The sequence below is a fragment of the Natronomonas halophila genome (genome assembly GCF_013391085.1).
Lineage (GTDB): Archaea > Halobacteriota > Halobacteria > Halobacteriales > Haloarculaceae > Natronomonas > Natronomonas halophila.
Genome location: NZ_CP058334.1, coordinates 1,631,887 through 1,657,552 on the forward strand (window position 1 = coordinate 1,631,887; position 25,666 = coordinate 1,657,552).

The following is a 25,666-nucleotide window of genomic DNA, read 5'->3' on the forward strand; positions in this document are numbered from 1 at the left end:
GAGAGGAGTTCGGACTCTAGTACAGTAACCTTTATATCTATAGTAGTAAAACCAAATCCGCAGTGGAAGGAAATAGAATATATTGTTTAGTTTTATGTCTAGTATAACTAGATGTTTCGGCAGTAAACCGCATCTAGTCTAGTATTTTCTAGATTTCTACTACGTTTCTACCGCGAACCGTGGCAGATCCCGTCCCCAGCCAGCCCCCCACCACACCCCTTCGTCCCGTTCCACCCGAAACGAAGGGGTGGGGGGCCACCTCCCCCTCGTTTCACCCCCCGCGCCCCGGAATTCCTGCTATAGTCGTCGTTTAGGGCCTGGTCCGTATCCGAGACACGAGACGACTTCGCTTTTGGGTCTCACCGCCGTTTCCCGTGGGGACGGTTGACACCCGTTGCTGGATGAGTGGTGGTCGTGGCTGGGGGAGAGGAACGGTAGTCGACAGCTGTTGGTTGATAGACGACGGCCGACAGTCGGCAGCAAGATAGGCACTACCGAGAAGGCTTGTCACCTATCGTCCTGACCTTCTCCTAATTCTTCTAAAATCATCGTCCCTGTACCCCTCCGTTTCACATCGAACGATATCAGCGGTCGTCTCGCGTCCTTCCACACGCGCGAAAGACCTTCTCCATCGGTTTCTCACGGACGGCATCATCAGCACCTGTTCCTTCCGTGATGTTTGTCTGACACACAGTTAAGTAAATGCGGTATGGTAGTACGTGCAGAGCGACTCCGATTTCGACTCGAAATCGGGGCCGTGGGAGGATGAGATGGGACTGCTAACCGAACTCAAATCGAGTATTTCGCGCGCGTCGTCGGCCCTCTTCTCGGGGAACGAGCCGAAGCGAATCGGCATCTATGGCCCCCCGAACGCAGGCAAGACGACGCTCGCTAACCGTATCGCTCGCGACTGGACCGGCGACGCCGTCGGCCCGGAGAGCCACGTACCGCACGAGACGCGGCGTGCGCGTCGAAAGGAAAACGTCGAAATCAAGCGCAACGGCAAGTCCGTCACTATCGACGTGGTGGACACGCCCGGCGTCACCACGAAGGTCGACTACAAGGAGTTCCTCGACCACGACATCGAGAAGGACGACGCCGTCCGGCGCTCCCGAGAGGCGACCGAGGGCGTCGCCGAGGCGATGCACTGGCTCCGCGAGGACGTCGACGGCGTCATCTACGTCCTCGATGCGACGGAGGACCCCTTCACGCAGGTCAACACGATGCTCATCGGCATCATCGAGAGCCAGAACCTGCCGGTCCTCATCTTCGCGAACAAGATCGACCTCGAGGACGCCAACGTTCAGCGCATCAGCAACGCGTTCCCGCAGCACGAGACCGTGCCGCTGTCGGCGCTCGAAGGAGACAACATGGACGAAGTCTACGACAAAATCGCGGAGTACTTCGGGTGATACCATGCCTGAAGTAACCACAAACGGCGACGACGGCGACGACGGGCTCGCCGACGGTATCCAGATCGACATGATCAGCGCCGACCGGATGCAGGGAATGCGAACGATGGAGAAAATCCGCCTCATCCTCGACGGCGTCCACGACGGCAATATCGTCATCCTCGAGGAGGGACTCGACCCCGAAGAGGAGTCCAAACTCATCGAGGTGACGATGTCGGAGATCAACCCCGACGGTTTCACGGGCATCGAAATCGAGACCTACCCCGGCGAGGAAACCAGCGACAACGGCTTTCTCGGCCGCATTATGGGGAAGGACAACAGCGATTCGAACAAACTGACGGTCATCGGCCCGGCCAACCGTATCGAGACGCTCCACAAGGACGAGACGCTCATCAGCACGCTGATCAAGCGCCGGTAATCGGGCTTTCGCCCATCCATCAACACCATGCCACACCAGTGTACTGGCTGCGGCCACACGTTCGCGGACGGCTCCAAGGAGATGCTGTCGGGCTGTCCGGAGTGTGGCGGCAACAAGTTCCAGTTCCGCCCCTCGGAGGAGGACCTCCCCGATGAGCCAGCCGAATCGGCGGAGTCCGACGCCCCCTCACGGCCCGACGCCGACTCCTCGTCGGTCGCCGAGACGGTCGGCCGCGCGACGACGAAGATGCGCGACCTCGTTTCCTCCGGGCCGGAGAGCCCCTCGGACGACCGCGGTGAGCCGACGGCAGAGTCTACTACCGAGTCGTCGACGGAGTCGACCGCAGAGTCGACGTCCGTTCCTGACCCCGATTCGACGACCGACCCCGACGCCACCGTTTCGAGCGCGGAACCGACGACGAGCAACGCGTCGGCCGGCTCAGTCGGGGCTTCCGAAACGGCACAGACGGACGCCGACCCGAATCCGGACGCCGCGTGGCCGAGCGAGTCCGAAGAGGCGCCTGCGGATGTGACTTCTGTCGATTCGTCGTCCGCTCGACCCGAAACCGGGGGAGAACCCGCGGGGACGGACGACGACGACGGAGAAATCATCGATGCGGACGCCCGCCGCTCGACAACCGACGAGTCTGACGAGGACCTCGCGCAAGCGAGCGCGCGTAGTGATATCGTTCAGGAAGACGAACTCCCCGAAACCGACGAGGTAGCAGCCACCAGCACGTCGGGACTGGAGTCGGCCGAATCACAGGCCGGGGGTCCGGAACCGGACGTCGACGGTCGGGTCGTCAGCGAACCTGACGACGAACAGCCGGATATCGCGGAGCTCCGCGAACAGCTCAACGACCAGTTCGAATCCATCAAAATCGTCGAACCCGGGCAGTACGAACTCAACCTGATGGAACTGTACGACCGCGAGGAGTACATCATCGCGCTGCAGGAAAACGGCCGGTACGTGATTCAGGTCCCGGAACAGTGGATGGGCGAAGACCCGGGCGAACGATAGCCCGGACGTCCCGCATCCCGTCACTCCCGCTTTCCCTCCACTCATCCTTCGGTCATCTGCTTCCCTCGCCTATTCACCCCTCTCCTTCGACTCGAAATGCGCCGGATACACCCGTGTTATTCCCTGCCGACTTGTACATCAGCCGACGCTCGTCTATTCTTCCAGCCGGTCCAACACCGCATCGGCGTCGTAGGAAAGCGATAGCGTCCGTGAACGCCCACGGCCCTCGACGCTGCTGTATTCGGCGTCGATGAGGCCCAACTGTTCGAGTTTGTTGATAATCTCGGAATAGCGGGTGTAGCCGAGGTCGGTCTCCTCGCTGAAGACGTCGAAGACGTCGCCGGCGCGCTTGCCGTCGTGGTCGGCGAGCACGCGAACGAGCGCGGCTTCCGACTCCGAAAGGCCGCGGAGGTGCCGCGAGAGGTGGACGTATTTGGCCTTTTCGTAGGCCTCGTCGACGTCGTCGGTGTTGACCTCCGTGGACCCGCGCATCTCGGCGTTGAGCCCGGCCCGCCGCAGCAGGTCGATACCGACCCGGAGGTCACCGCCGCTGTCGGCGGTGTGTTCGGCCACGCGGTCCAGCACCTGCGGGCCGACGGCCTCCTCGCGGAAGCCACGCTTGACGCGTTCCTGGAGGATATCGACGATTTCCCGCTCGCCGTAGGCGTCGAAGTAGACCTCCTCGGGTCGGAACACCGACTGGACGCGGCTGTCGAGTTCCTCGATGACGTTCAAATCGAGGTCCGAGGAGACGACGATGACGCCGATCTTCGCGCCCGAGTGGGCCTCGTGGGCCCGAAGCAGCGAGTAGAGCGTATCCGAGGCCTCGTCCTCGTAGAAGAGGTAGTTCACGTCGTCCAACGCGACAATGAGGACTTCGTCTTCCTCGACGAGGCGGTCGGTAATCTGGCCGAAGAGCTTCTTGAACGAAATTCCGGAGGTCGGCGGTTCGTATTCGAAGAGGCCCTCGAAGAGTCGCGAGAAGACGGCATACCGGGTCGAATCGACCTGACAGTTCACGCGAACCACGTCGACGTCGCTGACGCTGGCCAGTTCGTCGAAGAGTTTTTGCACGGCGGTCGTTTTCCCGGTGCCGGGCGGCCCGCGGGCCATCACGTTCAGGGGACGGGAGCCGCGGACCGCCGGTCGAAGGGCGTATTTGAGGGTCTCCATCTGCTCGTCGCGATGGAGGAACGCCTCCGGCAGGTAATCGAGTTCGAGGACGTGCTCGTCGCGGAACACGGATTCGTCCCACGAGAGCATGTCGTCGTCCGCCATTTCACTTTCACCACGCTGGCGCGGGTGTTAAGCCTTCGGGCGAACACGCCGAAGACGACTCGGAAGGTCCGAACGCATCAATCGGTCTGCTGGGTCGCCTCGAACTTCTCCAATAACTCGTCGTAGAGGACGTCGCCGTCCTCTTCCGCGAGTTTCTCGACGATGAGTTCCGGTGTCGACCGGGCGAGATGGTTCTTGACGGGCGAGCGGTTCACGCGCAACTCGCCGTTCTCCAGGCCCACCGCTTCGATGCCGTCGATGGTCACGTCGGCGTCGGCGGCCTCCCGAATCTCGCCGGCCAGATGCGAGACGAACACCGCCGTCGAGTCGCTTTCCTCCAGTGCCTCCAGAATCCCGGCGATGATGACCGCGCTGGCGCCGGGTTCGGTAATCGACTCCAGTTCGTCGACCAACACCAGTCGCGTTCGGTCGCCCGCGACGAGCGACCCGAACTCCCGGAGCGTCGACTCGAAGGCGCCCGCATCCAACGTGCCCTGTGTCTTCGCCTGATAATGTAGGGCCTCGAACCGCTCCAGTCGCGCTGCCTCGGCAGGCACGGGCATCCCCATCTGTCCTAACACGACGACCAACCCGACCAAATCGAGCGTCGACGTCTTCCCGCCGCTGTTGACACCCGAGAGCAGTGCCACGCCTTCGACCCCATAATCGACGGGTTCGACCTCCTCAAAGGCGACGTCAAGCAGCGGCGACCGCCCATCCTCGATTTCGAATCCCCGGCCCTCGAAGGTCGGGAACGTGCAGTCGAAGTCCCGGGCGAAGCGGGCGATAGCCAACTCCACGTCCAACTCCAGAGCGGCATCGACAAGGTCGTCCGCGGACTCGCGCATCTCCCGGAGGTCGTCGGCCAACTCGCGTTTCAGCGCGGCGGCCCGGCGGTCCCGCTCGGCGTTCAACTCCTCGCGTAACTGGCTGATGACGCGTTCCTCGTGTTCGACGGGAAACGTCGGGTCGTCGCCGAAGGCCTGCCGGGCCATCGATTCGTAGTCGTCCAACCCCAGCGCGTCCGCGAGGTGGTCCCGCGCGGCGTCGATGGCGGCGTCGTACTCGTCGGCCAACTCCCGGTCCAGAAGCGAATCGACGCCCGCGCCGCGTTCGACCAGCGACAGCAAATCGGCGCCCTCGATGGTCACGTCGCGTTCCTCGATGGCCTCCCGAAGCCGGTCGTTCGCGGTGTTTTCGGCCATCGAAACCGCGGCATCGAGGTCATCCAGCGCGTCCTCCAGTTTGTCCAGCGTTTCGTCGCCCGCGACGGTGCCGTCTTCGTTGAGTCGCGACAGCGCCTCGTCGAGCGCTTCGACGTCACAGGGCGCGTCCAAATCCGCAGCCTGATGGACCGCCGCGGCCGCTCGCAGTCGGTTCCGGTTCCGTGCGAAGAAAGCTAGCGTCCGTTCGGGAACCAACCGTTCGGGGTCCTCCAGCGCCGTCGGGTCGACCCGAACGTCGCCCTCGACGTCGATGCCCGAAAACTCCTCGTCGAGGACGATAACGGTCGAATAGCCCCGGGCCAAATCCGCAATCCCGCGGGCGTCGTCGACTAACTCGACGCTCATCTCGGGGACGGCCTCGCGGGCCGCCGAATACGTCTCGGCGTCGTTCGTCGCGAGACATCGGTCCCGAACCCGAACGTCCCGCGGCGGTTCCAGCGGTTCGACGCCGTCCAGCGCTTCGATTACCTCCGCCGTCGGGTCCCGTTCGACCGCTTCCCGAGCGAACTCTCGAACCTCTTCGATTCGGGACTCGGCAGCGCTCGGATAGAAGGTTTCCAGCCGCTTTTCGGCGTAGTCGGTCACCGCTCGCTCCTGCAGCAAGTCCAGCGCCGACTCGTAGAGTTCCCGCGCCCGCGGCGTCGACAGGAAATCGCTCTCGTCGTCGTGGTCGTTCCGAATCGCCGCCCGAGCGATGCGGGCCGCCCGCCCCTCGCTGATGCCCGGCGCTTTCGCCAGGCCGGCGACGTCGCCGGCCGACAGCAGCGTTTCCGGGTCGTCGAGTTCGGCCAACCGGTCGGCGGTTTTCGCGCCGACGCCCGGAATGGCCTCCAACTCCTCGCGTTCCATCTACCACTCTATGTGCCGTCATCCCGGAAAACTCCTTCTACGAACTTTTTGTACGGGCGCCTGCGGCCGTCTGCTCGCGGGCCGTAGGCCCGCTCGCATGGTCCGAGGGACCTTCGGTCCCTCGCTACCCGGCAAAAACTTCGATGAAAAAGACACGTCGGCCTTCCCTACGGTCAGGCCTCGGTCCCGCGCCTCCCTTCGGTCGGCGCGGCGGAACCGCTCGCGCCCTGCGGGCGCTCGTGGACATCACGCAATTTTGTCGAGATAGCTAACGCGAGAGCTCAACTGAAGGCGGTCAATCAAAAATGAGGTTAGCATACGCCGAGCGCAGCGAGGCGTTTCCCCGCGCGAGCGAAGCGAGTGCGGGACCAAGGGCCGACCATCGGGAGGCCCGCCGTGTCTTTTTCATGAACGTTTTTGCCGGCGCGCGAAGCGCGCCGTGCAAAAAGTTTCTACATGAAATCAGCAATGCCACTTTGCTTGTTGGTGTCGTCCTCGAAGATGGATTCGACGGCGCGGTCCAGTATCTTGAGGCGCTGCTTGGTGTATTCCCGACAGTCGTACTCCTCGGCGACCATGATTGCGGTGTCGATGTACTTGTTGACCGACCCCTGATGGACGGTGAGGTTGACGCGGCCGCCACATTCCCGGCAGTCGCCGGTCAGGGGGACGCGCCGGAACTTCTCGCCGCAGTCAAGACACCGGGTTTCCTGTCGTGAGAACGCCCGAAGGTTCCCGATGATGTCCGGCAGGAAGTGATACTCGATGACCCGCTCGGCGACGTCGGTTTCGTCGACCGACCGAAGCTTTCGGGAAAGCTCCAGTTGGGCGTTCATCTTCTCCATCATGTCGCCGAGCGTTTTGTACGCCGAGAGGTCCGGCCCGAGGGCGATGTCGCCCGTATCGTGGGTGTGCTCGAAACCGCGATACTGGTCCTCGGTGCCGAGGGTGTCCTCACCGATCTGGATGAGGTCCTCGACCTCGCCGGGGTCGGCCATCTCGCGCGTGGCCTCGTAGAACTCGCGGGGGTACTCCGAGACGATGTCCATGTTGTGGGCCTCGTCGTCGATTTCCGCCGGGTCGATGCGCGAGGACATGACCAGCGGCGCGTCCATCCGGCCCCCACGCTGGTTCGGCAGGAATGATTTAGAGAAGTTGAGAAGTCCGTCCATGAGGAGCATTACGCAATCTTCGTCACCATCGCAATTCCGACGCTTCGCGGCGTGAAAGTACGGATGAGCGTATCCGACGGCCGCCGAGGTGAATCCTATAATCCTCCCGACAACTGCGGCGGACGTGTGGGGTGCCATCCCGAAGACCAACTCGCCGACGAGTTCGTCGCGGTCGTCGATGTCGTAGTAGCGGTCCATGCCGTAGTACTGCTCCAGCAGGTCGTCGACGAAGTCGGCGGTCCGCATCATGTGCTCGGCGGCGCCGTTCGAGAGGACGACGTCCTGGACTCGCAACTCGACCAGTTGGTCCTCGTGGGTCAGCGGGTCGCCGTGGATGTCCTCGTCGTAGCCGAGGGCTTTCAGTTGGCCGACGGTGATGTCGAGTTCCGAGGCCCGCACGGAGGTGACCGGGAGGTCGGTCATGTCGTAACGGACGGTGCCGTCCTTGAACGATGAAACGCCGTTTTTGGCCCGAAGGACGCCCTTTTCGATGGGTTCGGGAACCTTGTGCTCCGAGGAGAGTCCCTGAACACCTTTCAGGACGTCGAAGGCGTTCTCGCGTTCGCCGACGTTTTCGAGGGCGTTGCGGTACTCCTCGTGGACGTCGATGGTCTTGGTCTGGACGGCCTCGGCTTCGGACTCACAGCGGGGACAGATGGCGCGGCCTGCCTCGTCGGGTTCGACGTCGATGTCGCAACTGTAGCAGATATAGTGGGGGTCGGTAACGGCGTTGCAGTCGGGACAGCGCGCCCGGTGGGTTTCGGTGTCGCAGTCGGGACAGGTCCGGCGGCCGACCTGCACTTCGACCCGGCCGGGGGTGTCCTGCATGTTCTCGGAGTGTTTCGCGGCGGCGGCGATATCTCGCTGGGAGCCGCCGGCCTCGCCGATGGGAAATAGCGTGTGGACGGCGGGCGAGAGGTCGCGCTTCTCGGATTTTTCGGGGCGACCCATCCGACAGCCGATGCGGGTTGGCGCGCGTTCGCGAACCTCGAAGGGCGCGACCTCGTTGACGGCCTTGACAGCGTTGTGGCCGTCGTCCCAGTTTCGGGCCTCCTCGGAGAGGTCCTCGCTGCCCCACGGCTTTTCGAGGTCGTCGGTCAGTCCGAGCGACTGGACGAAGGGGACAGCGTCGGGGACGGTCAGCGTCTCCTCGCCCTGGGTATGTTCGACGATGAGTACCTCCAGAGCCTCCCGGACGGGTTCAGTACGCGGGAGGACAAGGGTGCGTTCCGTGGGTTCGTTGGCGTCTGCTGGTGCAACTGCGGCACCATCGGCTTCTGCCCAGTGTCCGTCGCTTGCGGCTTCCGCCAGCGTCTCGAACCGCTCGATATCGAGGTCGTGCCACAGGTAGGTGTATTCGGGATGCAGCGGCGCGCCGTACTCCTCGACCCATTCGAGAGACTGTGCGGCGCTCGGGTGTTCGAGGTTGACCCGCGGCGAGTCCTCCAGCGCCTGCACGTCGGCGCCGGCAGCCTTCAGGTCGCCTTTCCACCACTCGGGCGTGTAGGAGGCCGGCGAGAGCGGGTGGTTGTTCTCGACGTATTCGCCGTAGTTGACGAGATATTCGCCCAAATCCAGAATCTTCTCGACGCCGTTGCGGATTTCCAGCGCCTCCTCGGGGTCGTCGATGCGCCGGACGTCGCCGTTGGCGAGTTTGACCGTCGGGCCTTCCATCGAGTCGACGGGGACGACGCCGCCGGCCTTGCCGGGGCGTTCGGTCTTGATCTGAGTGCCCGTCGCGAGGAAGTCGTCGACAAGGTGCATCGTCGCGGGATGGACGCCGGCCGTCGCGAAGCCGTGGTTCCGGGACCGGCCGTAGCGAAGACGGAAACCGCCGGTCTCGGAGGGGTGACCGAAGACGGGACGGCCCGCAATCAGGTCCCGAAGGAACTTCTTGGAGGGGTCGTGACGCGGCGGACCGTCGGGGCCGTCGGCTTCTCCCTCGGCCTCGTCTCCCGCTTCGTCGCCGTCGGCGTCTTCCTCCTCGGTGTCGGCCTCATCACCCTCGTCAGCCGCCGAATCGTCGCCTTTGTCCTTTTTATACGTGCCGTCGATGAGGTCCTGCAACCACGGCCAGTCGACCTCGTCGAGTTGGGAGGTGTACCGCTGAATCTTCGGCGCTTTCTGGGCGATACCCTCCCCCAGAACGAGACACATCCCACCACGTGCGTTGTTCGTGTCGACGCGTTCGAGGTCCCGAAAGCCGGAGACTTCCTCGTCGCCGGTGGCCTCGCCGTCGAGCATGATGGGCATGTTCTCGGCGATGAATTTCGTCTCGGCGTCCTTCGGGGAGTACTGCAGGCCCGTCTCGTTGTCGTAGAGAGCCAGTTCCTCGGCGTAGCGTTCGACCTCGTCGGTTCGGGCTTTGAACTCGTCGATGCCGATGAGGGTTCGAGTGTAGTCGGCCACCAGCACCGACAGCGCCTGTGCGGTCCCGCCCGCAGACCGGATGGGACCAGCGTAGTAGATGTTGATGAACTCGGTGCCGTCGTCGTTCTCCAGCAGTTCGACCCGGTCGATGCCCTCGATGGGCGCGGCGACGACGCCTTCGGTCAGGAGGGCGACGGCGGTCCGGACCGCACCTTCGACCTTCCCGGCGCGGGTGTCGTAGTCGCCGACCTTGCCGTCGGCGAAGTCGGCCGCGAGTTCGAGGGCGGCCTCCTCACGCGAGAGGTCGGGGTCTTCCTCCATCTCGCGGACGCGCTCGGCGACCCCGTCGATGCCGAGGATGTTCTCGACGCGGTCGGCCATGTCCTTCGCGATGGGAATCTCGACGTCCTCGGTGGGGTCGCCGCCGCGCTGTCGGGCCTCGCGGGCGACGTCCAGCGCCTCGTCGAGGCCGGTTTCCAACCGCTCGAAGTACGCTTCGTCGTCGGGGCGCATCTACAGCGGCCAGAGGTCGAGGTCAGTCGTCTCGTCGTGCTCGCGTTCGAGATGGGTGTCCAGTTCCCGGACGTAGAGTTCGCCGGCGAAGGTGGTCGCCGAATCGAGGTGCCCCCCGACCATCGAACCATCCTCGCGAGACAGCGTCACGTGCGTGTGTGCGAAGCGGTCGCCCTCCAGATGCGAGATGTTCCCCAGCGCAGTCGTCACCTCGAACGGTTCGTCGAATTCGACGGGGTAGTATTCCTGTTCGTCCTGGTCGTAGAAGTAGACCGTCGCGTCCTGCACCGCGCCGAGACCGAAGAAGAAGGCCGCATCGATGCCCTCGGCGTCGGCGAAGGCCTCGATCTGCTCGCGCCAATCCCGTCCGTGTTCCAGTCGGGCGACGAACTCCCGGTCACCCTCGACGCGTTGATAATCCATACTGGGTGGGATGACGGCAGCGGTCAAAAAGGTGTTCTCCCGGTGGCGGTCACCGGGACCGAACCGAAGCCGTGGCTACGAACCTCGAAAATGGGTCCCCACCCGTCGGCCACGCGGTTATCGCCAGTCGTCTACGTCGACTGTGGCTGCCGTGGACATGGAGAGATAGGCTTCCTCTCGGCAAAGCTCGGCGATGATAAGTCGGTCGCCGTCGTTGCCGCTGTCCACGGACGCCATAACCTCACAGTCGGAAACCGTCTCCGCAGTGGCCGTGTCCTGTGCCATGCATGTGCATAGTTGACAGTAGGTATATAACCCTGACGATGTGACACCGTGACATACCGTGATTTGCCGCATCGTTTATGAGGGATTTATATGTGGTAAGTAACATGATGCCGGAGAATCATTTTAAGGCAGGTGTCGAGTATGATTAACATACCACACAGTAGGTATCCGTGAGCGCCCGCAGGGCGCGAGCGGTTCCCGCTGGCGAGGCCGAAGGCCGAGCCAGCGTAGCGCCGACTGACTAACGCGAGCCGGAGTGAAGCGGAGGCTCGCGGCTGGAGGGAGGCGCGCATATTTTCCCCACGTTTTTGCCGAGAACCGGGGTCGCGCCCCGAAGCGGGCGCGACCCGCGTTCTCGTGCAAAAAGTGGCTATGAAAACTTGTGGACCGTCATATTCAGCGTATCGAGGTCCACGACGGGCGCGAACCCGGCGTCGGGGTCGATGTTGACGGATTTCTGGAAGTCGGTCTGGGCCTGCCAGCAGCCGGAGTTGACCGCGAGCACGTTCCGGTATTTCCCCCAGCCGAGTTTGTGGACGTGGCCGGTATGGAAGATGTCGGGCACCTCGTCCATGACGAGATAGTCCTTTTCCTCAGGCGCTAGACGGGTGTGGCCGCCGAACTGCGGGGCGACGTGGCGCTTTTTCAGGAGTTGGTACATCGCCTTGTGGGGGTCGTCGTAACTGGCCTTGTCCTCGGGGAGTTCGGCGATGACCTCGTCCAGTGAGACGCCGTGGTACATGAGAATTGAGACACCCTCCAGCGTGACGACGGAGGGGTTCGAAACGATGCGGGCGTCGTGGGCGGTCATGATGTCGCGCAACTCCTCGTCGAAGCCCGGCTGGGGTTCGGCGAGGCGGACGGCGTCGTGGTTGCCGGGTATCATGACGATTTCCATGTCGCCGGGGACTTCCTTGAGGTACTCCGAGAAGGCCTCGTACTGGTCGAAGATGTCGACGATGTCGAGTTCCTCGTCCTGGTCGGGGTAGACGCCGACGCCCTCGACCATGTCGCCGGCGATGAGGAGGTACTCGATGCGTTCGGCTTCGGGCGTGTGGAGCCAGTCGGTAAAGCGGTGCCAGGCGTCGGCCATGAACTCCTGTGAGCCGACGTGGACGTCGCTGATGAGGGCGGCCTGGACGTGGCGGTCGGCCGTCGAGGGTTCGTAGGTCCGGGGAATATCCGGGAAATAGAGGTCGTCGACGAACATGATGGAGCCGTCATCCGAGAGGGTCCCGTCGACGGCGATGACCTCGTCACAGAGCAGTTCGTCGACGAGGCCGGCGATGTTCTTGTCCTTCATCACGAGACAGGGGTAGACGCCGGTGGTGTCCTCCAGTTCGATGAGCCAGTGGCCGGAGGCCGTCGACCGGATGTCCGAGACCATCCCGACCATGCCGGCGTCGCCGCCGCCCGGACTGGCCTCCAGTTGGGAGGCGTTGCGGTGGTTGACCCGACCACGGAGTTTTCCGGCGAGGCGCTCGTAGCGGTCCCGGAACGTCGCCACGAAGTCCTCGTACTCGCCGGTCCCGGTCGAGTGTCCGGTCATGTCGTTGGCGATATCGAGGTCGCGCTTCGAGGGGTCGACGTCCCGCCCGCTCGAAGACCCCTTCGTTTCGACTGGAGCTGATACCCCTCCATCCCCTGATTCGGTCGCCGTAGTTCCAGTTGAAGTAGAGGGGTCTGTATCCGATGAAGAGTCGGCGACTGCGCCGCCGTCTCCCCCCGCTTCGGCTGCCGCGGCCGTCGCGGGTTCGTCCTCGGAAATCGGGTCTCGGCGGCCGCGCGGTTCGCCGTCGAGGGCGTCCTTGACGTCGGCCGCGGTGAGTTTCAGGGCGTCGTCGGGCGTCGCCTCGACGGCGAGCAACAGGGCCTGTTCGGGGCTGTCGGCGCTTGCGAGGAGCGTAATCGCTTCGCGGTCGGCGGTGTAGCCGTGGCTCGCGAGTTGTTGAGCGATGCGGGCGGGCTCCTCCTGAGGCACGTCGAAGACGTTGCCGGCGGCGGCCAAAAGCATAGCGGACCCAGAACGTTCAAACCCGCAGCGGCGTTACCACGGTGCAATGACGGATTCAGAGGACGGTGACCGTCGCGGTGACGGGCCGTCCGACGTGTCGGGGACCGACGCCACCGACGGGACGGAAGATTCCTTGGGGCCATCGGAAGCCCGAACACAGGACACCGAAGGCGGTCCCTCGGGCGTCGTCGACTGGCTCAAGTGGTTCTGGACGACCGACCGTGGCTGGGTCATCTACCTTCGGGACGTGACCACGAGCGTCACCGCGGTTCTCGTCATCGGCCTGCTGCTGTTCGCCATCAGTGGTATCTGGCCGCCGATGGTCGCCATCGAGTCGGGAAGCATGGAACCGCACATGGAGCGCGGCGACCTGGTCTTCGTCGTCGACGACGACCGCTTCGTCCCCGATAACGCGCCGGTCCACGAGGGCCAGTCGACCGGTGTCCTGCCCGCTGACCGGGCCGCAGGAACCGGTTATCGGAAGTTCGGGGGCTACGGCGACGTCATCGTCTTCCAGCGGGACGGGAGGCGCGATTTGACGCCGGTCATCCACCGGGCGATGCTGTGGGTCGAGGACGGCGAGAACTGGTATGACCGTGCGGACCCCGCCTACATGGGCAGCGCCTCGAACTGCGAGCAACTGACCCACTGCCCGGCGCCGCATGCGGGCTTCATCACCCTCGGCGACGCCAACCCGGCCTACGACCAGCACCGCGGCCGGGGGCAGTCGCTGTCCGCGCCGGTCAAACCCGAATGGGTCATCGGCACTGCCGAACTGAAAGTGCCCTACCTCGGGCAGGTCCGCCTGTTCTTCTCGAGGCTGTCGATGGCCTCGGAACCGGCCGGACAGGCCGCCGCTGAGGGCCCTGCCGTGACGGGCGCTGAAAACGCGACGGCCGCGGCTCCCGACTCGCCGAACGCCACCGCGACCGCCGGCCACACCCGGCCAGCGATTTAAAAGACGCTGCCGCGACCGCCGCTCGTTTTACTCGTCGTCGTCGCGCTTCCGCTTGACGGGCACGACGACCGTCTGGACGATGTCGCCGTCCTCGATATCGAGGGCCTCCCGTTCGGCGTCCGGGATGGAGATGCGGCCGCCGCTCTGGACGCGGGTTTTGAACGTCGCCATCTGGCTCATGGTGCCCAACTGCTCGGAGAGGTTCCCGAGGTCCGGCGTCGCGCTCGTCGTGGCGCCGGTCGCGCCGGTGAGCAACTGCTGGAGCGCCTGCTGCTGCTGTTTGGTAGCCTGTTCGGACGCCTGCTGAACCGCCTTCAGCAGGTTTGGCGGGCTCATGATGCTCTGGTCATCGTCGTCGTTATCGGTCATCTGATGTTCGAAGCGTCGCTTTTCCGGCCAATAAGGGTTCCGGGAGATACCACCAGAGGGCAGCGAGTGGTGTTGGATTCCTGTCGTTCGGCACCACGGTTTAGGGAGGGGGCCCCGTAGGCGATGCCATGCCAGAAATCGACCCCGGCGCGGACCTGCCGGACTGGGACGTAGACATCGACATCGAGGGCACCGACGACGCCCCCCTTGCGGTCGGCGACAGCATCCGATTCGCGAAGACGCTCTCGGACGACGATATCGAGCGGTTCGCGCTCGCCTCCGGCGATACCAACCCACTGCACCTCGACGACGAGGTGGCCGGCGAAACCCGATTCGGCGGCCGCATCGCCCACGGCATCCTCACTGCGGGCCTCATCAGTTCCGCCGTCGCTCGCCTGCCGGGGACCGCCGTCTACCTCTCACAGGACCTGGAGTTCCGCGCGCCGGTTCGACCGGACGACCGCGTGACCGCCGAAATCGAGGTCGTCGAAGCCCTTGGCAACGACCGCTATCGCTTCGAGACGACCGCCGAAACCGCCGACGATACGGTCATCCGCGGCGAGGCGACCGTCCTGATTGAGTAGTCACGGACGCTCGTCGGTGATGTCCTCGGTCGCCTCCGATTCGTCCTCGCGGTCGACGTCCTCGACCGATTCGGCGCCCTCGTAGACGCCTTCCGGCGCTTCCTCGGTTTCCTCCGGAATCGCCTCCGGGTCGTTTCGGGGTTCGGTCCCGACCGGTGACTCCTCGCCGGCCGCCAGTCGGTCCTCCGTGGACCCGAGGTTGCCTGCCTCATCCGGTTCGAGGTCGCGTTCGAGGTTGAACTCGCCGGGGTTGATGGCCTTGCCCGTCACCTCGCCGATGACGGCTTCCTTGGCCTCCCGCGGGGTGTCGAACTCCTGGTCTGTCAACCGGTCGAAGACGTCGCCCAGCGCCTCCGTTTCGTTGGGCAGTTCGACGGTCGTCTCGCCGTAACGGGCCGACAGTTCCTCCCGGCGGACCGGATAGGACTCCTCGTCGAGGTGCGGATTCACCTCTCGCAGGATGTTCTCGACGATTTCCGCGCGCTCGCGCTGTCCTTCACGCGCCGTTCGCTGTGGGTCACCCTCGTCGGTCATATGTTGGCCAGTAATCACTAATTCGGACGGCCGACTCAAAAGCGTAGGGGGCAGGTACGGACGTGAACGACCCTGCTACCGTTCGACGACCAACAGCGCGACCCGTTCGCGGACCAGCGCTCCGATATCCTGCTCGGTCGCCTCCAGTTCCGCGGCGCCGATATCGTAGAACTCCCGGACGGCCGCTTCGTCATAGTCGCCGAGCGTCGCCGTCGAGTCGAGCAGGTCCTCGACGGCCGCCGCCGCGGCGTCCTCGTCGCCGTCGCCATCGACCAGCACCACGGCCTCGGTTTCGCCCTCGCCGATGCCGAGCTCCAGCGCGCGCTGAATCTGCCGTCGCCCGGCCGCATACAGCATGATTTCGACGCCTCGGTCGCGGGCGATGCCCTCGCCGCGCTCGCGTTCGCGGTCGGCCAACTCGACTGCCCGCTCCAGATGCCGACTGGAGACGATATACCGCGAATCGAACGCCTGCACAGTCACGCCGTACTGCTCCCCGATTCCGTCCAGTGTCGCGACGAGCGTCTCGATGTCGGGAAACGCTTCGTCGCCGATTTCGACGGTGCCTTCGACCAGTTCCATCAGAAATCACCCAGACTTGCCTGCCCCTCGCCATCGTCGGCCGCTTCCTCGTCGGCGTCGTCGGGCGTCGCTGCCGCGTCCGGCGTCACGCCGTCCATCTCTGGATTCTGGTGGCCGGCCGCTTCCAGCACGTTCTCGGCGGTCTTCTCGCGGCCTTTCAGCGCCCCGAGAACGACCGACTTGTCGGCTTCCCGGAGGTCCGCCCGTGTCTCGATGCCGGCATCGAAGAGCCGACGGGCGCGCTTGCGGCCGACGCCGCGAACCCCCGCGAGGTCGATGAGTTCCTCGCCGACGCCGTGCTGGACGCGCTTGCGGGCCTCTCGGACGGCCGGCACCGTTTCGAGGCCGAGTTCGCTCGCCAGCGATTCGGCGGCGCCGAGCAGCCATTCGGCGGTGTCGACCTTCCCGCGGATGTCGCCCGGCCCGACGCCGTAGCGTTCGGCGATTTCGTCCTCGTCGACCTCGCCGGCCCAGTCTTCGAGCATTCGGGCGGTCTTGAGCGCCGACAGCCAGTCGTCGAAGCGGCCCTCCTCGAACTCGCTGGGCATCTCGCCGCAGAACTCCGATTCCCGTTCGTAGGCCAGCATCGTGTACTCCTCGCGGTCGCCCGACCGGAGGTAGAGTTCGTACATGTCCGGGGTTCGGGAGACGAGGTGATAGAGGCCGAGCGCCGTCGGGTCCGAGGCGTCCTTCAGACCGTCGAGAACCGTCGCAGCGCTCATCGGGTCCAGATAGAGCCGTGAGACGGTGTGGCCGAGGTTGGTCGCCTCGATGCGGTCGCCGTCCGCTCGCGGCTCCGCCGCTCGCTCATCCCGTTGGGCGTCCCGCCCAACGCCCTCGATGAAGTCGTTCCGCTCCAGATACTCCAGCGTCGAGTCGACGATACGCTCCAGTTCGGCGTCCTCCTGTCCGTACTGGGTGGCATACAGCGTCTCGTCGAGGAATTCCAGCAGGGCCTCCCGCGAGTCGGCGAAGCCGCTGGCGACGGTCGCCAGCAGGTGGGTCCGCATCGACGGCTCCCGGGCCAGTTTCGAGTCGACCGGTTCCGGGTCCGCCCAGACGTAGCGGTCCAGCAGTTCGTCGAGTTCGTCGTGGCTGTTCGCGAGCAGCAGCGCCTCACCGTAGGGGTCCCGACCCGGGCGGCCGGCGCGACCCATCATCTGGTGAACCTCCAGCACCGAGAGGGGTTGCATGCCGCCGGCTTCCCCGGAATACCGCCGCCAGTCGCGGACGACGACGCGGCGGGAGGGTGTGTTCACCCCGGCCGCCAGCGTCGGCGTCGCACAGACGCACTTGATGAGGCGTTCGCGGAAGGCGTCCTCGACGATGGAGCGGTGTTCGGAAGCGCAGCCGGCGTGGTGGAAGGCGGCGCCCTTCTCGACGCAGTCGGCGAGGTCCTCGCTCGTCTCGGTGTCGGAGACGCCGCGCAACTCCTCGGCCAACTCGGCGAGCCGTTCCCGTTCCTCGGGTTCGAGGTGGTCGCGCGTGGTGTTGGCCAGCCGTTTCGCCGCACCTTCGGCGTTCCTGCGGGAGTTGACGAACACCAGCGTCGACCCTTCGTCCGCGAGCGTATCCCGGACGATGGCGGCGGTCGGCTTCTCGCTGGATTTGACCCTGAGTTCCTGCTGAGAGCCGTCGCCGAAATGTAGCGCCTGCCCGTAGTGGACGCCCTTCTTGAGTTCGATGGGGCGCCAGTCCGAGTCGACGAGGTCGGCATCGAGCCACTCGGCCATTTCGTCGGCGTTGCCGACCGTCGCCGACAGCGCGACGACCTGCAGGTTCGGGTTCACGCGGCGGAGTTTCGCCAGCGTGACCTCCAGCGTCGGGCCGCGCTGGGGGTCGTCGACGAGGTGGACCTCGTCGCTGACGACACAGTCGAGGTCGTCGATCCACGGCGCGCCGTTCCGGACCAGCGAGTCGACCTTCTCGCTGGTGGCGACGATGATGTCCTTCTCGGCGAGCCATTCGCCGGTGTCCTCGTAGTTGCCGGTCGAGACGCCGATTTCGACGCCGAACTCCTCGAAGGCGGAGAACTCCTCGCGCTTCTCGCTTGCGAGCGCGCGCAGGGGTACGATGTAGAGCGCCTTGCCGCCGCGCTGTACGGCCGACAGCATCGCCAACTGGGCGATGAGGGTCTTGCCGCTGGCGGTCGGAATCGAGGCGACGAGACTGTCGCCCTCGGTGACGCCCGCCTCGACGGCTTCGGCCTGCGGCGGGTACAGCGACTCGATGCCCTCCTCGCGGAGGTGGTCGGCGAACCACTGGGGCACGCCGGAAACGTCGGCAACGTCCATTACCGTGGTCTTGTGCGCCACCGCTTTTAAATAACGTGCTCAGACCACGCCGCGGACGAGCGACCCCCACACCGGCAGCACCAGCGCCGCGCCGATGGCCACGTAGGCCGGCGGCGTCAGCGTGAGGAACTCGCCGACGCCCATCGTCGGACTCGCGAGGGCGTTGAGCGCCAGCACGGCGATGCCGACAACGAGGCCGGCGACGACCGCTCGCGGTAGCGTCCGACTCACCAGCCCCACGAGCGCGCCGGCGACGAACAGGCCGAGCCAGTGGACCCACGCCGCGCCGAGTCCGATGATGGCGAGGACGACGAGGGCCGTGTACCGCTTTCGTGGCTCGGTCCGCACCGTCGTCAGGAAGGCAGGTCGGAGGGGGTCGTCGTCGGGCCTCTCCTCAGTAACCGCTTCCTCACTCATTCTCCGTCACCTCCGAACTCGATGGTATCGTCGCTGTCGGGCGTCTCGAAAGCCATTGCCTTGTACTCGCCGTCAGCCCACATCTCGAGTTGGTCGTCGTAATGTTCCGAGAAGACCGACCCGCTCTGGCCGCCGGGGAGTATCGACCGCGAAGGCTCGCCGACCGACGAAATCTGTCGCCAACTGCTACCGGCCGAGAGGCCATCACGAGTGTTAAAGAGGGTGAATGCGCTGCCGTCGGTCGGATAGCGCGGGTAGTTCAGCGACGGGACCTGCCCGCTGAACTGGTGGTCGATGGTCGTCCGGTGGTAGTCGCCGTAGACCGACCAGCCCTCGGCGTCGATGTTCTCGACGGCGGTTTCCATCGCCTCGGCGATGACGGCCGCGCGGTCGCCGTCGAAGAAGTCGTCGTCGGGCGGCAGTTCGGTGAGCACCCACTCCTGTGGCCACCAGCCGTCGTCGAGGCCCAGTTCCTCGAAATCGTCGCCCCACGTCGCCCCCTGGAAGGCCTCGTAGAAGTGATGGAAGACGAGGGCGGCGGCCGAATCCCGGTCCATGCGGTAGTCCCACTCCGCGAGGGCATCGAGCCACGGGTCGGCAGCGTCATCGATTTGGTCGCGAACGTCGAGAATCGCGGGAACCAGTTTCCGCGCCCGGATATCGAGGGTATCCCGCTGGACCGACGCCATGAACTCGCTATCGACTGGCTCGCCGCTTTCGATGCGGTCGTCGAGCCGTTCGTAGACGCGCATTCCGCGGAACCCGGAGGCGTACTCGAAGCCGATGGGATACGTCGGGTCGTCGACGATGCGCTGGTTGGCGGTGCCGATGTAATCGGGGTCGACCACGCCGGGTTTCTCCTCGAAGGGGATGAACTCCCCACCCGCCCAGTCGCTCTGGCCGAACGGCTCGAAGCCGTCCCATTCGCCTTCACCGGCCGACCCGTCGAAGACGCGGTTGCCGTCGATGATCTCGCCGTCCTGCCGGCGAATCGGAATCTTGCCAGTCACCTTGTAGTAAATCTGCTCGTCGTCGACGTAGAGGGCGTTCTGGGTCGGGACGTCCATTTTCTGTAGGGCCTCGCGGTAGTCGTCGACGCCCTCCGTCTTGCTGAACTCGTAGATGGCCTCGGATTCGCGGGTGCCGGACATGCCGGTCCAGGCGACACCGACGTGCCGGGTCTCGCCGTCGATTTCGCGGTCGATGAAGGCGCCGTGGACCGTCTTGCGGACCTCGATTTCGCGGTCTTCGCCGCCCGATACTTCGATGGTCCGGGTTTCGGTCTCGAAGTCGCGCCACTCGCCGTCGTAGCGGTACTGGTCGCCGTCGGTCTCGTAGGTGTAGTGGTCGACGACGTCGGCGCCGGTGTTGGTGAAGCCCCACGCTCCGTGCTGGTTCTCGCCGACGATGACGAAGGGGATGCCCGGGAAGCCAGCGCCCCGGACGTCGACGTCCTCGTTTGCGACCGTAATCCGCTGTTCGTACCAGACGGGCGGTACCATGAGCGTCAGATGGGGGTCGTAGGCGAGGATGGGCGACCCGCTTTCGGTGTGGTCGCCGCCGACCGCCCAGTGGTTCGACCCCCACCACGCCGGCGGTTCGTGGGCGGCCAGCCAGTCGACCAGCGACGCGTCGACCCGCTCGGCGGCCGGACTCGCCGGAAAGCCGTCGACGCCCTGTACCTCGCCGCTGGTCCCCTCGCGGATGATGGGCGCGTCGTGGTCGAACGGTTGCTCGTAGAGGCGACGGTAGTCGGCGGTATCAAGTCGGTCGCGCAGGACCGCCCGCCGGAGCGTCTCGAAACTGCCCGTCAGCCCCCACGATATCTGCGTGCCCACCAGCAGGCTATCGCCGACGGTCCACTCGTCGATGTCGTAGCCCGCCAGCGTCGACTCCAGCGGTTCGGGCCCGGTCTCGATGTAGGCGTTGACGCCGTCGGCGTAGGCCTCGGTCACGGCCTCGACGCGGGTTCCCGCCAGTGCGTCCCGCGAGGCTTCGGCGGCGCCTCGGAAATCCATCTTCGCGTGGAAGATATCGGATTCGACGGTCTGTTCGCCCACCGCGGCCGAGAGCCGGCCGTCCATCAGGCGCCGAATCAGGTCCATCCCGAAGAGTCGGTCGGCGGCCTGTGCGTAGCCCACCGCGAAGTAGGCCGCTTTCTCGCTGTCGGCCTCGACGTGGGGGATGTGGTAGTCGTCGTAGGTGACCGTCGCCTCGCCGTACTGGCTGGCGACGGTATCGGGTACCTCCCCGCGCGTGCTCTCCCACGTTCGACCGCTCAGGGGAGCGAAGGAATCGAGCAACCCACCTGCCGGCGATAGCGCGGCCGCCCCGACGCCCCCGCCCAGTAGCGCGCCGAGAAACGCGCGGCGCGTGGTGTCGTCTGGCATACGGGAAGACACCACTGTATATATAAAAATGGTTGCGCTGCCGTCGATGGACGGGTATTAAAATACGGTCGTGCCTCCCACACGCCTTTTGCGGTGTCCGCCCAAGCGTCGGTATGCGAGTTCGCTACGACCGGGATACCTGTATCGGGATGTTCCAGTGTGTCGCCGAATGGGACGCCTTCACGGAAGACGAGGACGCGGGCAAGGCCGTCCTCGAGGACAGCGAGGAAGTCGAGGACGGCATCTTCGAACGGGAGGTCCCGGAGGACGCCGAACTCGACGCCAAGTTCGCCGCCCGTGCGTGTCCCGTCGATGCCATCGAAATCTACGAGGACGGCGAACAGGTCGTCTGAGCCGCCCGATTGCATGGCCGGCGGTGGACCGCTCCCGAACGCTTATAAGGAGTCGTGTAGAGGTTTCCACGTGAGGGAGTACCATGAACAGTCGCTCGACCGGCCGCGACCGACAGCGGCTCTGTGAGTGGGCATCGCTCATCGGTGACGACCTACCGGACGAGTACGGGCCCTGCGGCCCCGAAAAAGACGGCTAACGCCGCTTAGGAGATTTTGTCGTACTGGTCGGAGAGTTTCTCGGCAGCCTCGTCCATCAGTTCCTCTTCGTAGTCGTCGAGGTCCCACTCGACGACCTCTTCGATGCCGTTCGCGCCGAGTTTGACCGGCACGCCGAAGGCGGTGTCCTCGTAGCCGTATTCGCCGTCCAGCACGAGCGACCCGGGCAGCACCTCGCCGGTGTCGTTGAGCACGGCCTCGACCATGTGGGCGACGCCCGTCGCGGGGCCCCACTGGGTCGCGCCCTTGCGCTCGATGACGTCCATCGCGGACTCCTGCAGGTCGCCGAGAATCTCCTCCTTTTCGTCCTCGGAAAAGGAGAGGTCCTGACCGTCGACGCGGACCTTCGAGAAGGCGGGCACCTGTGCGTCGCCGTGCTCGCCGAGAATGGTCGCGTCGACGTTCTTGACGGGCACGTCGAAGCGTTCCGAGAGGACGTAGCGGAACCGCGCCGAATCGAGGCGGCCGCCAAAGCCGATGACCTTGTGGCGGTCGCGGTCGCCCGACTCGTAGAGGTGGCGGTTCAGCAGGTCGACCGGGTTCGAGGTCGTAATCGAGACGTAATCGTCGTTGTGCTCGTCGAGCGAGGCGCCGATGTCCTCCATGATGGGCGCGTTGTCGCCCGCGAGGTCGATGCGGGTCTGGCCCGGCTGGCGCGGAATGCCCGCGGTGATGACGACGACGTCCGACCCGGCGGTGTCCTCGTAGTCGCCCTGCACGACGGTCGTGTTGGAGTCGTAGGCGATGCCGTGGTTGGTGTCGGCGGCTTGCCCGATGGTGGTCTCCCGCTGGTCCGGAATGTCGACGAACACGAGTTCGTCGACGATATCGCGCAGCGCGAGGTTGTACCCCGCAGCCGCACCGACGGTCCCCGCCGCACCGATGACGCTAACCTTTGTCATAGTCGTTCGAAAGAGGCGGTGCGAGCCGATTAACTCTTGTCTTTTCGCCGTCCGAAGGCCGGCGTACCACCGCGCTACCGGCCGAATCTGCCGGCTCATGCCGTCGCGTCGAACCGGAAAACGACAGCAGGGGTAGCCGCCTCCGATACGCCTTTGCATCGACCGGTCGGACGGCCGATAGTGACAGCACGCGGACTTCGCCGGCTGTGGACCGACCCCGAGACCCGCCGTTGGCTCGCCTTCTTCGCGCTTGCGGCGACCTACGCGCTGGTATCGGTCTACCGGCTCTCGACGGCCGTCCTCGCGGACGAACTCACCCGCGCCTTCGACGTGACGGGCACACAGCTCGGCACGCTCCATGCCTCCTTCTTCTACGTCTACGCGGCGATGCAACTCCCGGCGGGGGTCTTCGCGGACCGCCTCGGCGCGCGCCGGACGGTCACCGGCGGCACCCTCGTCATGAGCCTCGGCGGTATCGTCTTCGCTGCCGCCGACAGTTACGCGCTGGCCTTCGCCGGGCGCGCGCTCGTCGGGTTCGGCGGGAGCGTCCTCTTCATCGCCATCCTCCGCTTCTGTGCCAACTGGTTCCGCCCGACCGAGTTCGCCCGCATGAGCGGCTTCACCCTCGCGGTCTCGGGCTTCGGTGGCGTATTGGCGACGACGCCGCTGGCGCTCGCGGTCTCCGCGTTCGGCTGGCGGCCGACCCTGACCGGGATGGCCGCCGTCGGCGTCGGCCTCGCGACGACGGCCTACCTCGTCGCCCGGGATACGCCATCCGACGCCGGGTTCGAGCCGATGGCCGGCCCCGAACCGCCCGGCGCACCCTCGCTGCGGGCCATCGTCTCGAACGCTCGAACGGTGCTCGCCGAGCGCGAAACGTGGCTCTGCGGGGCCATCCTCTTCGCCGGCACCGGCGTCAACATCACCGTCGTCGGCCTGTGGGGCATCCCCTATCTCGTCCAGACGTACGGGCTTTCGGTGACGGCGGCCTCGACGTACACGCTACTCGGCAGCGCCGGCCTGCTGGTCGGCCCGCCGACGGTCGGCGCCGTTTCGGACCGTCTCGCGGGCGCTGCCGACGGCACCGCGAGCACGGCCGCCCGAACGCGGCTCATCGTCATCGGGATGGCCATCTACACCGCAGCCTTCGCCACCCTCGCGATTACCGGCGCACCGCCCCGAATCGTCGTCGCGGCCGTCTTCTTCGCTTCGGGCGCCCTCGCCGGCGCGTACGCGCTGACCTACGCCGTCGTCAAGGAGCGCCACGAGGCCGCGGCCTCCGGCGTCTCGACGGGGACCATCAACACGATGGCCTTCACCGGCGCGGCCATCCTCCCGACACTGATGGGCTATGCGCTGGACGCCTACTGGACCGGCGAGACCATCGGCGGCGCCCGCGTCTACTCGGAGTTCGGCTATCAGGTGGCCTTCGGCCTCGCGGCAACCGTGGCATCGCTCGCGTTGCTGTCGTCGATTCTGCTGCATCGCAGAACGGTCGCACGCGCCTGAAAGCAAAAACCGTCCTCAGGGGCGCCGCAGGGCGTATTTACCAAGCACGGTCTCGCCGTCGTGATACCGGACTGGTTCCTCGATGAGTACGCGCCGGTCGCCCTCGATGGCGGCCGCGGTGACGACGCCCTCGTAGTCTCCTGACTCGACGCGGCCATCGGCCACGTCAAGCGCGTGCCAGCCGTGGACCGACGGGTCACGGTCACGGAAATGCTGGGCGACCGGGACCAACAACCGGTCGCCGTCCGTCGCGATCTCGTGAGAGAAACCACCGATATCGGCTCGCCAGCGCCATTCGCCGTCGAGCGTGTAGCCGAAAGCCGACTGCTCGTTCGGGTGTCGCTCGTCGGTTTCGCGGCCCTCCTCGGGGAAACTGTTACCGGTCTGGAAGCAGACGCCCGATTCGGTTGCATAGACGTGGTTCGGGTAAGCGTAGACCTCGTCGCCCTCCGAGAGCGGGGTCCCGAGGTCGACACGCCAGTCGACGGCGCCGTCTGTAAGTCGGTAGCCGCGGTAGTCGGCGTGACTCGTGATGAAGAGGCTCCCGTCGGCCGCCGAAACGTCACCGACGCGACGGAGCATATCCTCGCTGTCGCCTTCGGGGTCCCACGTCCAGCGTTCCGAACCGTTGCCATCGAGGACAACGAGGCCATCGTCGTGGGAGCCGGGACAGCGGTTGTAGGCGACGGCGACGCCGTCGTCGAAGGAATCTAGGGAGATGGGCGAAGCATCGGCGTCATAGCGCCAGCGGACACTTCCGTCGGGTGCGAGCGCGTAGATTGCGCTCTCGAAGTGCCGACCACCATCTTGCCGCTCGTAGCGTCGGGCGGCAACGTAGGCGGTATCGCCCGCAACCGCGGCGTTGACGACCATCGGGAGAAAAAAGCGCGTCTCCTTGCTCGGGTCGCCGATGACGTCGGCGGCGTCGTGTCGCCACCGCTCCTCGCCGTTGCTTATAAACCGAATTGCACCGCGCGCGGAGCGTTCACCGACCAGCACGCCATCGGCGAAAGGGACGTGCGTGATGGCGCTGCCCTCGCCGTCGAGGTGCCAGCGCTCGCGCCCTTTTGAATCGAACGCGCGGATTGACCCGTCGTCGAGGCCGACGACCGGTCCCTCGTCGGTCAATGCGAGCCCCGAGCGACGGCCTGCTTGCCGGGAGCCACAGGGGTCGACCTCGCCCAGCGAGAGTCGGGTCGCGGTCTTACTCATCCGCGGGGAAGACCTCGTGGAGCGTGTGGTGGGCCTCGCCGAGGTCATCGAGGAACGCCTCGCCCTGCGAGAGCAGGCGGTCGAGGGTGGCCTCGGCATCCCGAACCGCGACGAGGCGGCCCCGGAGATAGTCGTAGTCGGCGGCCTCCGGGTCGGCCGCCGCGACCTCCTCTTCGAGTTCGACGAGCGCGGTGTCGAGGTGTCGCTTGCAGTCCGCGAGCGTCTCGGCTTCGGCGAGGGCCTCGATGTGCGGTTCGGGATTTTCGCCCAACTCATCGCGGGCGTGTTTCTTCGCGGCATCGTCGCTGAGGCCGAGGCTGTTCATCAGGCCGAGTCGGAGCGCTTCGATTTCGTGGCAGGTCATGG

Annotated in this window: 22 protein-coding genes; 7 read left to right on the plus strand and 15 right to left on the minus strand. The window is 65.4% G+C overall.

The genetic code is table 11. The features are described from left to right. Positions 1–770 precede the first annotated feature (770 nt). Genes HWV23_RS08880 through HWV23_RS08890 form a run of 3 tightly spaced genes read left to right on the plus strand, consistent with a single transcriptional unit; the run spans position 771 to position 2,850 of the window. Positions 771–1,412 carry an Era-like GTP-binding protein gene (locus tag HWV23_RS08880; RefSeq protein ID WP_178290052.1) on the plus strand — a complete coding sequence of 214 codons (642 nt, stop codon included), beginning with the start codon at positions 771–773 and terminating at the stop codon, positions 1,410–1,412. Between the two features lie 4 nt (positions 1,413–1,416). Continuing rightward, entirely contained in the window at positions 1,417–1,830 is a 414-nt protein-coding gene (locus HWV23_RS08885) for a DUF2073 domain-containing protein (protein ID WP_178290053.1), read from the plus strand. A 27-nt stretch (positions 1,831–1,857) separates the two neighbouring features. Beyond that, on the plus strand, positions 1,858–2,850 hold the full coding sequence (locus HWV23_RS08890) for an OapC/ArvC family zinc-ribbon domain-containing protein (RefSeq protein ID WP_178290054.1): 993 nt from the start codon (positions 1,858–1,860) through the stop codon (positions 2,848–2,850). 153 nt (positions 2,851–3,003) lie between these two features. Here HWV23_RS08890 and HWV23_RS08895 read toward each other — a convergent pair whose 3' ends face one another. The 6 genes from HWV23_RS08895 to HWV23_RS08920 form a co-directional block, all read right to left on the minus strand. Then, complete coding sequence (locus HWV23_RS08895; protein WP_178290055.1) at positions 3,004–4,128, minus strand: ORC1-type DNA replication protein; 1,125 nt, start codon at positions 4,126–4,128, stop codon at positions 3,004–3,006. A gap of 77 nt (positions 4,129–4,205) precedes the next feature. Continuing rightward, positions 4,206–6,203: a helix-hairpin-helix domain-containing protein gene (locus tag HWV23_RS08900; RefSeq protein WP_178290056.1), complete on the minus strand. Its 1,998-nt coding sequence runs from the start codon at positions 6,201–6,203 to the stop codon at positions 4,206–4,208. Positions 6,204–6,655: 452 nt separating this feature from the next. Then, positions 6,656–10,258 carry a DNA polymerase II large subunit gene (locus HWV23_RS08905; protein WP_178290057.1) on the minus strand — a complete coding sequence of 1,201 codons (3,603 nt, stop codon included), beginning with the start codon at positions 10,256–10,258 and terminating at the stop codon, positions 6,656–6,658. Next, positions 10,259–10,681, minus strand: coding sequence for a PPC domain-containing DNA-binding protein (locus HWV23_RS08910; protein ID WP_178290058.1), 423 nt, complete (start codon positions 10,679–10,681; stop codon positions 10,259–10,261). Between the two features lie 117 nt (positions 10,682–10,798). Further along, positions 10,799–10,966 carry a DUF7556 family protein gene (locus HWV23_RS08915; protein ID WP_178290059.1) on the minus strand — a complete coding sequence of 56 codons (168 nt, stop codon included), beginning with the start codon at positions 10,964–10,966 and terminating at the stop codon, positions 10,799–10,801. Between the two features lie 370 nt (positions 10,967–11,336). After that, complete coding sequence (locus HWV23_RS08920) at positions 11,337–12,947, minus strand: DNA-directed DNA polymerase II small subunit (protein ID WP_178291635.1); 1,611 nt, start codon at positions 12,945–12,947, stop codon at positions 11,337–11,339. A 79-nt stretch (positions 12,948–13,026) separates the two neighbouring features. Here HWV23_RS08920 and HWV23_RS08925 point away from each other — a divergent pair, with 79 nt between their 5' ends. Beyond that, entirely contained in the window at positions 13,027–13,938 is a 912-nt protein-coding gene (locus tag HWV23_RS08925; RefSeq protein WP_178290060.1) for a S24/S26 family peptidase, read from the plus strand. A 27-nt stretch (positions 13,939–13,965) separates the two neighbouring features. On the opposite strand, the gene HWV23_RS08930 is transcribed toward HWV23_RS08925, so the two are convergent. Further along, a complete protein-coding gene (locus HWV23_RS08930) occupies positions 13,966–14,307 on the minus strand; it encodes an AbrB/MazE/SpoVT family DNA-binding domain-containing protein (protein WP_178290061.1) in 342 nt (113 codons plus the stop codon). Positions 14,308–14,435: 128 nt separating this feature from the next. Here HWV23_RS08930 and HWV23_RS08935 point away from each other — a divergent pair, with 128 nt between their 5' ends. Then, positions 14,436–14,891, plus strand: a complete 456-nt coding sequence (locus tag HWV23_RS08935; RefSeq protein ID WP_178290062.1) for a MaoC family dehydratase — start codon at positions 14,436–14,438, stop codon at positions 14,889–14,891. Here the strand turns inward: HWV23_RS08935 and HWV23_RS17105 are convergent, their stop codons facing one another. The 5 genes from HWV23_RS17105 to HWV23_RS08960 form a co-directional block, all read right to left on the minus strand. After that, on the minus strand, positions 14,892–15,425 hold the full coding sequence (locus HWV23_RS17105) for a DUF5789 family protein (protein WP_178290063.1): 534 nt from the start codon (positions 15,423–15,425) through the stop codon (positions 14,892–14,894). It lies immediately after the preceding gene. A gap of 75 nt (positions 15,426–15,500) precedes the next feature. Further along, positions 15,501–16,007 (minus strand): KEOPS complex subunit Cgi121, encoded by a 507-nt coding sequence (gene cgi121, locus HWV23_RS08945; protein WP_178290064.1) that lies wholly within the window; start codon positions 16,005–16,007, stop codon positions 15,501–15,503. After that, the gene (locus HWV23_RS08950) at positions 16,007–18,301 is read right to left on the minus strand and encodes an ATP-dependent DNA helicase (protein ID WP_178290065.1); all 2,295 of its coding nucleotides are present in this window, start codon (positions 18,299–18,301) and stop codon (positions 16,007–16,009) included. The genes cgi121 and HWV23_RS08950 overlap by 1 nt, the downstream gene beginning before the upstream one ends. A gap of 39 nt (positions 18,302–18,340) precedes the next feature. Continuing rightward, positions 18,341–18,718 (minus strand): hypothetical protein, encoded by a 378-nt coding sequence (locus HWV23_RS08955; RefSeq protein ID WP_178290066.1) that lies wholly within the window; start codon positions 18,716–18,718, stop codon positions 18,341–18,343. Further along, positions 18,715–21,108: a penicillin acylase family protein gene (locus tag HWV23_RS08960; RefSeq protein WP_178290067.1), complete on the minus strand. Its 2,394-nt coding sequence runs from the start codon at positions 21,106–21,108 to the stop codon at positions 18,715–18,717. The genes HWV23_RS08955 and HWV23_RS08960 overlap by 4 nt, the downstream gene beginning before the upstream one ends. A gap of 113 nt (positions 21,109–21,221) precedes the next feature. Here HWV23_RS08960 and HWV23_RS08965 point away from each other — a divergent pair, with 113 nt between their 5' ends. Then, positions 21,222–21,461 (plus strand): ferredoxin, encoded by a 240-nt coding sequence (locus HWV23_RS08965; RefSeq protein ID WP_178290068.1) that lies wholly within the window; start codon positions 21,222–21,224, stop codon positions 21,459–21,461. 203 nt (positions 21,462–21,664) lie between these two features. Here the strand turns inward: HWV23_RS08965 and mdh are convergent, their stop codons facing one another. Next, on the minus strand, positions 21,665–22,579 hold the full coding sequence (gene mdh / locus HWV23_RS08970; protein ID WP_178290069.1) for a malate dehydrogenase: 915 nt from the start codon (positions 22,577–22,579) through the stop codon (positions 21,665–21,667). A gap of 180 nt (positions 22,580–22,759) precedes the next feature. On the opposite strand from mdh, the gene HWV23_RS08975 reads away from it, so the two are divergent. After that, a complete protein-coding gene (locus tag HWV23_RS08975; protein ID WP_178290070.1) occupies positions 22,760–24,088 on the plus strand; it encodes an MFS transporter in 1,329 nt (442 codons plus the stop codon). Between the two features lie 15 nt (positions 24,089–24,103). On the opposite strand, the gene HWV23_RS08980 is transcribed toward HWV23_RS08975, so the two are convergent. Together HWV23_RS08980 and HWV23_RS08985 are read right to left on the minus strand one after the other, a co-directional pair. Beyond that, entirely contained in the window at positions 24,104–25,300 is a 1,197-nt protein-coding gene (locus HWV23_RS08980) for an outer membrane protein assembly factor BamB family protein (RefSeq protein ID WP_178290071.1), read from the minus strand. Beyond that, positions 25,293–25,664 (minus strand): DUF3209 family protein, encoded by a 372-nt coding sequence (locus tag HWV23_RS08985; RefSeq protein ID WP_178290072.1) that lies wholly within the window; start codon positions 25,662–25,664, stop codon positions 25,293–25,295. Before HWV23_RS08985 ends, HWV23_RS08980 begins: the two co-directional genes overlap by 8 nt. Between the last annotated feature and the right edge of the window lie 2 nt (positions 25,665–25,666).

Coding starts and splice junctions, on each gene's coding strand:
- HWV23_RS08880 (WP_178290052.1), top strand. CDS start 771: ATGGGACTGCTAACCGAACTCAAATCGAGTATTTCGCGCGCGTCGTCG.
- HWV23_RS08885 (WP_178290053.1), top strand. CDS start 1,417: ATGCCTGAAGTAACCACAAACGGCGACGACGGCGACGACGGGCTCGCC.
- HWV23_RS08890 (WP_178290054.1), top strand. CDS start 1,858: ATGCCACACCAGTGTACTGGCTGCGGCCACACGTTCGCGGACGGCTCC.
- HWV23_RS08895 (WP_178290055.1), bottom strand. CDS start 4,128: ATGGCGGACGACGACATGCTCTCGTGGGACGAATCCGTGTTCCGCGAC.
- HWV23_RS08900 (WP_178290056.1), bottom strand. CDS start 6,203: ATGGAACGCGAGGAGTTGGAGGCCATTCCGGGCGTCGGCGCGAAAACC.
- HWV23_RS08905 (WP_178290057.1), bottom strand. CDS start 10,258: ATGCGCCCCGACGACGAAGCGTACTTCGAGCGGTTGGAAACCGGCCTC.
- HWV23_RS08910 (WP_178290058.1), bottom strand. CDS start 10,681: ATGGATTATCAACGCGTCGAGGGTGACCGGGAGTTCGTCGCCCGACTG.
- HWV23_RS08915 (WP_178290059.1), bottom strand. CDS start 10,966: ATGGCACAGGACACGGCCACTGCGGAGACGGTTTCCGACTGTGAGGTT.
- HWV23_RS08925 (WP_178290060.1), top strand. CDS start 13,027: ATGACGGATTCAGAGGACGGTGACCGTCGCGGTGACGGGCCGTCCGAC.
- HWV23_RS08930 (WP_178290061.1), bottom strand. CDS start 14,307: ATGACCGATAACGACGACGATGACCAGAGCATCATGAGCCCGCCAAAC.
- HWV23_RS08935 (WP_178290062.1), top strand. CDS start 14,436: ATGCCAGAAATCGACCCCGGCGCGGACCTGCCGGACTGGGACGTAGAC.
- HWV23_RS17105 (WP_178290063.1), bottom strand. CDS start 15,425: ATGACCGACGAGGGTGACCCACAGCGAACGGCGCGTGAAGGACAGCGC.
- cgi121 (WP_178290064.1), bottom strand. CDS start 16,007: ATGGAACTGGTCGAAGGCACCGTCGAAATCGGCGACGAAGCGTTTCCC.
- HWV23_RS08950 (WP_178290065.1), bottom strand. CDS start 18,301: ATGGACGTTGCCGACGTTTCCGGCGTGCCCCAGTGGTTCGCCGACCAC.
- HWV23_RS08955 (WP_178290066.1), bottom strand. CDS start 18,718: ATGAGTGAGGAAGCGGTTACTGAGGAGAGGCCCGACGACGACCCCCTC.
- HWV23_RS08960 (WP_178290067.1), bottom strand. CDS start 21,108: ATGCCAGACGACACCACGCGCCGCGCGTTTCTCGGCGCGCTACTGGGC.
- HWV23_RS08965 (WP_178290068.1), top strand. CDS start 21,222: ATGCGAGTTCGCTACGACCGGGATACCTGTATCGGGATGTTCCAGTGT.
- mdh (WP_178290069.1), bottom strand. CDS start 22,579: ATGACAAAGGTTAGCGTCATCGGTGCGGCGGGGACCGTCGGTGCGGCT.
- HWV23_RS08980 (WP_178290071.1), bottom strand. CDS start 25,300: ATGAGTAAGACCGCGACCCGACTCTCGCTGGGCGAGGTCGACCCCTGT.
- HWV23_RS08985 (WP_178290072.1), bottom strand. CDS start 25,664: ATGACCTGCCACGAAATCGAAGCGCTCCGACTCGGCCTGATGAACAGC.